This is a genomic window from Saliniramus sp. (assembly GCF_035311605.1).
GTDB lineage: Bacteria > Pseudomonadota > Alphaproteobacteria > Rhizobiales > Beijerinckiaceae > Saliniramus.
Genome location: NZ_DATGCW010000080.1, coordinates 1 through 8,612 on the forward strand (window position 1 = coordinate 1; position 8,612 = coordinate 8,612).

The 8,612-nt window shown below is 65.4% G+C and carries 8 protein-coding genes; 1 reads left to right on the forward strand and 7 read right to left on the reverse strand.

Going from position 1 to position 8,612, the window contains the following annotated elements; translation table 11 throughout:
- Positions 1-68 precede the first annotated feature (68 nt).
- The 5 genes from VKP01_RS03730 to katG form a co-directional block, all read right to left on the reverse strand.
- A complete protein-coding gene (locus VKP01_RS03730) occupies positions 69-992 on the reverse strand; it encodes a 2-dehydropantoate 2-reductase (RefSeq protein ID WP_324410398.1) in 924 nt (307 codons plus the stop codon).
- A gap of 21 nt (positions 993-1,013) precedes the next feature.
- Positions 1,014-1,766 (reverse strand): transporter substrate-binding domain-containing protein, encoded by a 753-nt coding sequence (locus VKP01_RS03735; RefSeq protein ID WP_324410400.1) that lies wholly within the window; start codon positions 1,764-1,766, stop codon positions 1,014-1,016.
- 168 nt (positions 1,767-1,934) lie between these two features.
- Complete coding sequence (locus VKP01_RS03740; RefSeq protein ID WP_324410402.1) at positions 1,935-2,756, reverse strand: ABC transporter permease; 822 nt, start codon at positions 2,754-2,756, stop codon at positions 1,935-1,937.
- A complete protein-coding gene (locus VKP01_RS03745; protein WP_324410404.1) occupies positions 2,753-3,796 on the reverse strand; it encodes an ATP-binding cassette domain-containing protein in 1,044 nt (347 codons plus the stop codon). Before VKP01_RS03745 ends, VKP01_RS03740 begins: the two co-directional genes overlap by 4 nt.
- Positions 3,797-4,243: 447 nt before the next feature.
- A complete protein-coding gene (gene katG, locus VKP01_RS03750) occupies positions 4,244-6,412 on the reverse strand; it encodes a catalase/peroxidase HPI (RefSeq protein ID WP_324410406.1) in 2,169 nt (722 codons plus the stop codon).
- Between the two features lie 181 nt (positions 6,413-6,593).
- On the opposite strand from katG, the gene VKP01_RS03755 reads away from it, so the two are divergent.
- On the forward strand, positions 6,594-7,496 hold the full coding sequence (locus VKP01_RS03755) for a hydrogen peroxide-inducible genes activator (protein ID WP_324410408.1): 903 nt from the start codon (positions 6,594-6,596) through the stop codon (positions 7,494-7,496).
- Between the two features lie 7 nt (positions 7,497-7,503).
- Here VKP01_RS03755 and VKP01_RS03760 read toward each other — a convergent pair whose 3' ends face one another.
- Together VKP01_RS03760 and VKP01_RS03765 are read right to left on the reverse strand one after the other, a co-directional pair.
- A complete protein-coding gene (locus tag VKP01_RS03760) occupies positions 7,504-7,950 on the reverse strand; it encodes a rhodanese-like domain-containing protein (protein WP_324410410.1) in 447 nt (148 codons plus the stop codon).
- A 155-nt stretch (positions 7,951-8,105) separates the two neighbouring features.
- Positions 8,106-8,612: class I SAM-dependent methyltransferase (locus VKP01_RS03765; protein ID WP_324410412.1), on the reverse strand; the 507-nt coding region annotated here is incomplete at its 5' end.

The window sequence follows — 8,612 nt, forward strand, 5'->3', positions numbered from 1 at the left end:
CACGTAATCGAATGCATCGCCATCCTGCTGCCGCGTGCCCATGCCGCCTCCCCCTTCCTCGATCCCGCTCAGTTGTCGAAAGCGCGCTCGCGCGCCCGGATCAGCGCAACCAGCGTGGTATTGACCGGTGCGGGCACCCCGACCTCGGCCCCGACGCGGGGCACGGCGCCGTTGATCACATCGATCTCGCAGCGTTTACCGGCCATGTGGTCGAGCAGCATCGAGGGTCGCGCTCCGGGGATCTTCTCGCCGAAGGCGCGCACATAGGCGACCGGATCATCGATATCGACGGCGATCCCCTTCGCCCGTGCCACCGCGTGCGCCTCCGTTGCACAGGCGGCGGCGACGGAGAAGGCATCCGGATCGGCGAGTACCTCCCCGATGGTGAGGCCGGTCAGCGTACAAGTGCCGCTGAAGGCGACGTTGCAGATGAATTTCTCCCAGACGAGCTGATGGATATCCGCGAAGAGCAGCACCTTGAAACCGCCCTTGCGCCAGATATCGGCGATGTGCTCGAGCCGCGCGCTGGTGCCGCCGCGATATTCGCCGAGCCGGACGAATTCCCAGCCGTTGTGGTGGACATGGCCCGGCTGCGGGATCGAGGCGCCAAAGCCGCCGACCACGCCGATCAGGGTCTTGTCTTCACCGATGATCGCCGCGACCTTTTCAGCGGATCCGAGCCCGTTCTGGATCGTCAGTACGACGCCGTCCTCGGTGAGGATCGCGCGCGCGGCCCGGGCTGCGGCTTCGACACCGTTGGCCTTGGTGGCGATGATCACGAGATCCGCCGGGCCTGCCTCGCGCGCATCGGTTGTTGCAGAAATCCGGGCCACGCGCTCTCCGCTCGCGCCGGATACCCGCAACCCGTCGCGGCGGATCGCCTCGATATGCGCGGCCCATGTATCGACTGCGACGATATCGAGCCCGGCATCGCCGAGCAGGCCGGCATAGACCGATCCCATGGCGCCGGTGCCGATGATAACGATACGCATGGCTTGTCTCCGTATGATCGCTCAGGCGGGCTTTGCGACGGCGAGATCGTGCACGCCGTGTTTCTCGATCAGTTCTGCCACCAGTCCGCCATCGCGCGCGGCGGTGACGAAGCGCGCCACCAGTGGCAGCGCCTCGGCTCTGGCGATCGGCACCCCGACCGCCTGCTGCACCGCCATGAAGCGTCCTGGCAGGATCCGCGTTCCCGGCATGGTGCGCGCATCGGTGACGAGCCGCGAGCGCAGGCCCGCGAGCGCGTCGAGTCCCTCATCCCTGAAGAGCGCGAGCGCATCGTCGAAATTGCCGGCATACACGAGTTCGGCATGGCGCAGATTGTTCTCGAGCCACAGGGCATAAGCGGTGCGCCCTGTCACGGCGATGCGCTTGCCTGGCGCATCGAGGGCCTGTGGCGTGCCAAAGGGCGCGTCGTTGCGCACGAGATAGCTCGCTTCGATCTCCACATAGGGTGGCGTGAAGGCGATCATGCGCGCGCGCTGCGGCTCGGCGCCGATCAGCCCGATATCCCATGCGTCATTCGCTGCCGCATCCGCGAGCGGGCCGGGAGAGGGGTAGGTCACGTAAGCCACCTCGACGCCAAGACAATCGGCGAAGCAGCGCGCCATATCGGGCGAGACGCCGACCGGCGCGCGTTCAACGGTCTTGCCCGTGACGAGCAGGAAATTCGAGAGATTGGTGCCGGCGCGCATGACGCCGCCCGGTGCGAGCAGATCACGCAGGCGGGGGTCGACGGGTCCGATATCGATCTGTGCCGGCATGCATCCCTCCCGCCCCCGATCGCTTGTTTTCCAAGCTTCGAAGCGAAGGCTATCATCGGGAAGCAAGATCCGTCAGGTCCTGCTACCCGTCACAAAAGCGGCTTCCGGTTTGTCAGAGTTCCCAGACCCGCCCGGGATGCAATTGCATGAACCCGATGCGGTTGCGGCTCAGCCCCGCTCGCGGGCATAGAGCCACATCGACAATGGCGCAAACAACGCCGTCACAGCCAGCGGGGTGATCAGGGCCAGACCGGTGGCACCGAGGGCCGGTGCGCCGTCCAGCACGCCACGCAGGGCGGTGGTGATGTGGCTGACCGGATTGATCGTGACGAAGGTCTGCAGCCAGCCGGGCATGGTTTGTGGCGCGACGTAGATGTTGGAGCCGAAGGTGACCGGCATCAGCACGAGCCATGACAGGGTCATCACCGTCCCCGGCGTGCGCACCATCAGCGCCACGGCGGTGAAGATCCAGCCGATCCCGAGCGCGAAGATGTTGAGCAGAACCAGCGCCACGATGACGGCACCCGCCCCGCCCTCGGCCCGGTAACCCATCACGAAACCGACGCCGAAGACGAGCAGCGCTGAGGCGGTATAGCGCAGTACATCGCCCAGGATCGCGCCCGCGAGCGGCGCCGGGCGCCAGATCGGCATGGCGCGAAAACGGTCGAAAACCCCGCGCTTGATATCCTGATTGAGCGTGAAGCCGGTATAGATCGAGGTGAACATCACCGTCTGCACCAGGATGCCCGGGAGCAGGAATTGCAGATAGGCCTCGGTCGAACCCACGAGCGCGCCGCCGAACAGATAGGTGAACATGACGGTGAACATGATCGGCGTGACCACCACGTCGAAGGCCTGCTCGGGATTGTGGCGGATCTTGAGGATGGCGCGCCAGGCGAAGACCAGCGTGTCGGCGAGCGGACGCGGGCCGGAGGGCCTGCGCCTGCCGGGACCGAGCGCCCGGTCGAGACGCGATTGCCGCTCGCTCATGCCGGCGTCCCCTCTTGATCAGGCCTGGCACCATGGCCGGTGAGCGCGAAGAAGACCGCATCGAGTGTCGGCTGGCCATAGGCGAAATCGACAAGCGCAATGTTCTGTTCAGCCAGAGCTGCGAGCAGTGGCACCGCCGCATCGGCATCGGGCAGGGGAATGGCGAGCATGCGGGGATCATCCTCCTGATGCGCGGCGAGATCGAAGCTCTGCGCGACGGAGCCCGCGCGCGCGGCCCCGTCCGGGTCGTGCAGCGTCAGGCGCAGGACACCGCTGCCGATGCGGGCCTTGAGCTGCGCTGCCGTGCCCTGGGCGATGACGCGTCCATGATCGATCACCGCGATCCGGTCGGCCAACTGGTCGGCCTCCTCGAGATACTGGGTGGTGAGCAGAATGGTGGTACCGCTGCGCGCCAGCTGACGCGTGATCGCCCAGACATCGGCCCGCGCACGCGGATCGAGGCCCGTGGTGGGCTCATCGAGGAAGAGCAGGTCCGGGCGGGTGATCATCGAGGCCGCGATGTCGAGCCGCCGGCGCATGCCGCCCGAATAACCGCTGACCGGGCGTCGCGCCGCAGCGGCGATGTCGAAGGCTTCGAGCAATTCGTCGCAGCGCCCGCGCGCCGCGCTTCCCGTGAGCCCGAGAAGCCGGGCGAGCAGCAACAGGTTCTCGCGCCCCGTCAGTTCCTCGTCGACGGAGGCGAATTGTCCGGTGAGCGCGATGCGCCTGCGCAGCTGCGCCGCCTGCGCGACGATATCATGGCCGAGCACCACGGCCCGCCCGCCCGTGGGCCGGATCAGCGTCGAGAGCAGCCGCACGAACGTGGTCTTGCCCGCTCCGTTGGGGCCGAGCAGCCCGAAAACCTCCCCGCGCGCCACCCGCAGGCTCACCCCGTCGAGGGCACGGGTGGCGCCGTAGGTCTTTTGCAGCGCATCGGTTTCGATGGCGGCGTCATCGGCGGAATCACGGGCGGAGTGGGTAGTGGAATCTCCGGCGCATTCTTGGGCGCATTCTTGGGCGCATTCTTGGGCCTTGTTCATGATCGTATGCTCGATCGGTGCCGCGCGGGCAGGTGGCGGATCGGATTGCGATGAAGATGTACTGGCTCGCATTAAAGCGCCGGTGCCCTTACGGCAATGCAAGAGATCGAGCGGCGGATCGAGCAAACACGTGCACGGATCCCGCCGGATGCAACGGCGCGGTGTCGCCGGTCCGGCGTAAACTTTTGATTAACCGTGATCAACACTGCACGAAACAAGAACTTTTCCGGTCGGACAAATCAGAACATAATAGAACATAGATCGAACCTGGAGAGATCGACATGTTCCGTTCCGTTTGCGCACTCGCCGCTGAAATCGCGTCACTGGGGATTTTCGTTGCCATGGTCGGCCTCTGGGCCATGGCCTTCGGGGTGGCTTGATGGACACCCGCGAAAAAACCCCTCCCGCCGAAGCGGAAGGGGCCTTTATCGTCGCCTTGTCCGTCGATCAGGCGATGTCGAAGCGGTCAGCGTTCATCACCTTGGTCCAGGCGGTGATGAAGTCGTTCACGAAACGCTCCTCGCCGTCATCCTGGGCATACACTTCCGCATAGGCGCGCAGCACCGAATTGGAGCCGAAGACCAGATCGACGCGGGTGGCGGTCCACTTGGTCGCGCCGGTCTTGCGGTCGACGATCTCGTAGAGATTGTCGCCCTTGGGCACCCATTTCCAGGCCATGTCGGTGAGGTTGACGAAGAAATCCGTCGTCAGCGCGCCGGGCTTGTCGGTGAAGACGCCATGCGCGGTGCCACCGTGATTGGCGCCCAGTGTCCGCATGCCGCCGACGAGGCAGGTCATCTCCTGCGCGGTCAGACCCATGAGCTGGGTGCGATCGAGCAGAAGCTCCTCCGGGCTCACCGCGTAATCCTGCTTCAGCCAGTTGCGGAAACCATCCGCGACAGGCTCCAGCGGGACGAAGGAATCGGCATCGGTCTCATCCTGCGTGGCATCACCACGCCCCGGCGCGAAGGGCACCGTCACATCGTGGCCGGCAGCCCGGGCCGCCTTCTCGATGCCGACATTGCCCGCGAGCACGATCACATCGGCGAGGCTCGCGCCCGCACCTTTCGCGATCGGCTCCAGCACGGAGAGAACCCCCTGCAGGCGATCGGGCTCGTTTCCGGCCCAGTCCTTCTGCGGTGCGAGGCGGATGCGCGCACCATTGGCGCCGCCGCGCAGATCCGAACCCCGGAAGGTGCGCGCGCTGTCCCAGGCGGTGGCGACCATCTGCGAAATGCTCAGACCGCTCTCGGCGATCTTCGCCTTCACGGCCGATACGTCGTAATCCTTCGCGCCCCTGGGCACGGGATCCTGCCAGATCAGATCCTCAGCCGGCACTTCCGGACCGATATAGCGATCCTTCGGGCCCATATCGCGGTGGGTGAGCTTGAACCAGGCGCGGGCGAAGACCTCGGAGAAGTATTCCGGGTTCTTGTAGAAGTGCTCGGAAATCTTGCGATATTCCGGATCCATCTTCATCGCCATGTCCGCATCGGTCATGATCGGGTTGAGACGGATCGAGGGATCTTCCACATCGACCGGCTTGTCTTCTTCCTTGATGTCGATCGGTTCCCACTGCCAAGCACCCGCCGGCGACTTCTTCAGCTCCCACTCGTAGTTCAGCAGAAGATAGAAATAGCCGTTGTCCCATTTCGTGGGATGGGTGGTCCAGGCGCCTTCGATGCCGCTGGTGACGGTGTCGCGACCAATACCCCGGCTCTTGTGGTTGTTCCAGCCAAGCCCCTGTTCGGACACGTCTGCGGCTTCCGGATCCGGGCCGAGATCGGCGGCATCACCATTGCCGTGGGTCTTGCCGACGGTGTGGCCGCCGGCGGTCAGTGCGACGGTCTCCTCGTCGTTCATCGCCATGCGCGCGAAGGTCTCGCGCACGTCCCTGGCGGTGCGCAGCGGATCGGGATTGCCGCCAACGCCTTCCGGATTGACGTAGATCAGGCCCATCTGCACGGCGGCCAGCGGATTCTCCAGGCTGGCACGGTCCTCACCCTCGCCCTTGTAGCGGGCGGCGCCGAGCCATTCCTTCTCCGAACCCCAGTAGATGTCCTTCTCGGGATGCCAGATATCCTCGCGCCCGAAGGCGAAGCCGTAGGTCTTCAGACCCATCGATTCATAGGCGACATTACCGGCGAGAATCATCAGATCCGCCCAGGAGATCTTGTTGCCGTACTTCTTCTTGACCGGCCAGAGCAGACGGCGCGCCTTGTCGAGATTGACGTTGTCGGGCCAGGAATTGAGGGGCGCGAAGCGCTGGTTGCCGGTTCCGCCGCCGCCGCGACCATCGGCGATGCGGTAGGAGCCGGCGGCGTGCCAGGCCATGCGGATCATCAGACCGCCGTAATGGCCCCAATCGGCCGGCCACCATTCCTGGCTGTCGGTCATCAGCGCCTTGAGGTCCTGTTTGAGGGCCGTGACGTCGAGCTTCCTGACCTCTTCACGATAGTTGAAACCCTTCAGCGGATTCGTCTTGGTGTCGTGCTGGTGCAGGATGTCGAGATTGAGCGCGTTGGGCCACCAATCCATCACCGTGGTGCTGGTCGAGGTCAGGGCCCCGTGCATGACCGGGCACTTGCCACTCGTCGGCTTGTCGATACCATCCATCTGTCTTCCTCCTCAGCTGATTCCGGCGCGACCGCGCTTGATCGCACGGATTCGCGGCAAGACTGTGCAAATCGCGACGTCGTCCGGGGGAAACGCTCCGCGACCTGTTTGGAAGCGTTCCTAACACGCCTGCATCATAAAAAGAATTTGCATTTTCTTATCGATACGATAGGCGAATCTTATGAGTGCGATCACCCTCAAACATCTGCGTTATTTCGAGGCGCTGGCACGCCACGGGCATTTTGGCCGCGCGGCGGAAGCTTGCGCCATATCGCAGCCGGCGCTCTCGCTGCAGATGAAGGAGCTGGAGGAATTGCTCGGCGCGCAGCTGATCGAGCGCGGCGCGCGCCAGATCCGCCTCACCGGGCTCGGCGAGGCGCTGGTCGGTCGCTCCCGCGACATCCTGCGTGCGGTCGACGAGCTCGGCGATCTTGCCCGCGCCTCCTACAGCCCGCTGACCGGACGCCTGCGCATCGGCGTCATCCCCACCATCGCCCCCTATCTCCTGCCGCAGATCATCACCCGGCTCGGTGCGCGCTTTCCGGGCCTCGACCTGCGCCCGCGCGAGGCGGTGACGCACACGCTGGTGGACGATCTGATCGAGGGGCGGCTCGATACCGCCATCGTCGCCCTGCCGGTCTCCGAACCGTCGCTGCACGAGGAGCCACTCTTCGACGAGGAATTCGTGCTGGTGCGCCGGGAGGCGGAAGCCGGCAAACCCGTGCCCAATGTCGAGAGCCTGCGTGAGATGCGGCTGCTGCTGCTCGAGGAGGGGCACTGCTTTCGCGAGCAGGCGCTTTCCTTCTGCGCAGGATCGGGCGCCGTGCCACGCGATCTGATGGAGGGCTCGGCGCTCTCGACTCTCGTGCAGATGGTCGGGGCCGGGATCGGCGTCACCTTGATCCCGCAAATGGCGGTGGGGATCGAGACCCGCTCGGCGCCGGTTTCCGTCGCCCGCTTCGATACGCCTGCGCCGACGCGCAGCATCGGCATGATCTGGCGCCGCACGACGCCACTGGCCGATCAGCTGGCGGAAGTGGCGCGGATCGTGCGCGCGGCGGCGACCGGGCGCCCGCAGGCGTAAAAGCCGATCAGCAGATCATGCAGCCCTGTTCACGGCGGGGTGGCAGCGGAGAATAGCCTTCCGCCACAACGCGCAGCATGCCGCCGGCGATATCCACCACGGGATTGTCGATCCGCTGCGCGATCTCGCGCGCGGCGCGGGAGCTTCGGTTGCCGGAGCGGCAGATCAGGGCCAGTTCCTGGCCGGGTGCGAGCAGCGGATCGATGCGCGCGACGAAGCTCTCGACATCGCTGTAGGTCACGAGCATGGCGCCTTCGACGACACCGGTCTGGACCCATTCCTCGGGGCGCCTGATATCAACGACGAGCGTATTCTCGTCCTGTGCGAGCGCTTCCCCGCTGCGCGCCTCAAGGCTCAGATGCGCCGGTGCGGGGCGGGTATCGATCAGGACGATGGCGAGCCCGGCTGCCAGAGCGGCGAGGAGGGCGAAGCCGTAAAGGGGTATCTTGCGCATGGATCATCACGGGTCGGGAACGGGTCCTGACCCTGAGTAAGCGTTCAGGCGGCGCGTGGCTATCGCGACGATCACGGATGGCCGGCGTTATGGCGTCGCAGCCCGTGCCGGACCGGGACGGGCCACGCGCTGCCGGGCACGGCCATGTCGGGCTATCAACTGTAGATATCCGCGCGCGACAATGGCACCGGCAGGGGCGCATGGCCGCGATCACCCTTGATGCGCTTCGAGGCAAGCGTCTGGTTGATATAGGCGCCGCCCCGGGCGAAGGCGAGGGAGCAGCCGGCCAGATAGAGCAGCCACATGCGCACCTTTTCCGGCCCGACCAGCTTTTCGGCTTCTTCCCGCCGCGCGGCGAGGCGCTCCCACCAGAGATAAGTCGTGCGGCGATAATGTTCGCGCCAACCCTCGACATCGTGGATCTCGAAACCCGCGCGTTCGAGATTGGAGATCGACATGCCCAGATGGTCGAGCTCGCCGCCTGGGAAGATGTAGCGCACCAGCGCGCGGTATTCCGGGCTCATCTTCAGAAAGCGCTTGTCCGAACGCTTTGCGCGCCGGGCGATGCAATGATGCAGGTAGAGCCCGCCGGGGCGCAGGAGGCGGTTCATGGTGGCGAAGTAATCGCCGTGATTGCGGATGCCGACCTGCTCGAACATGCC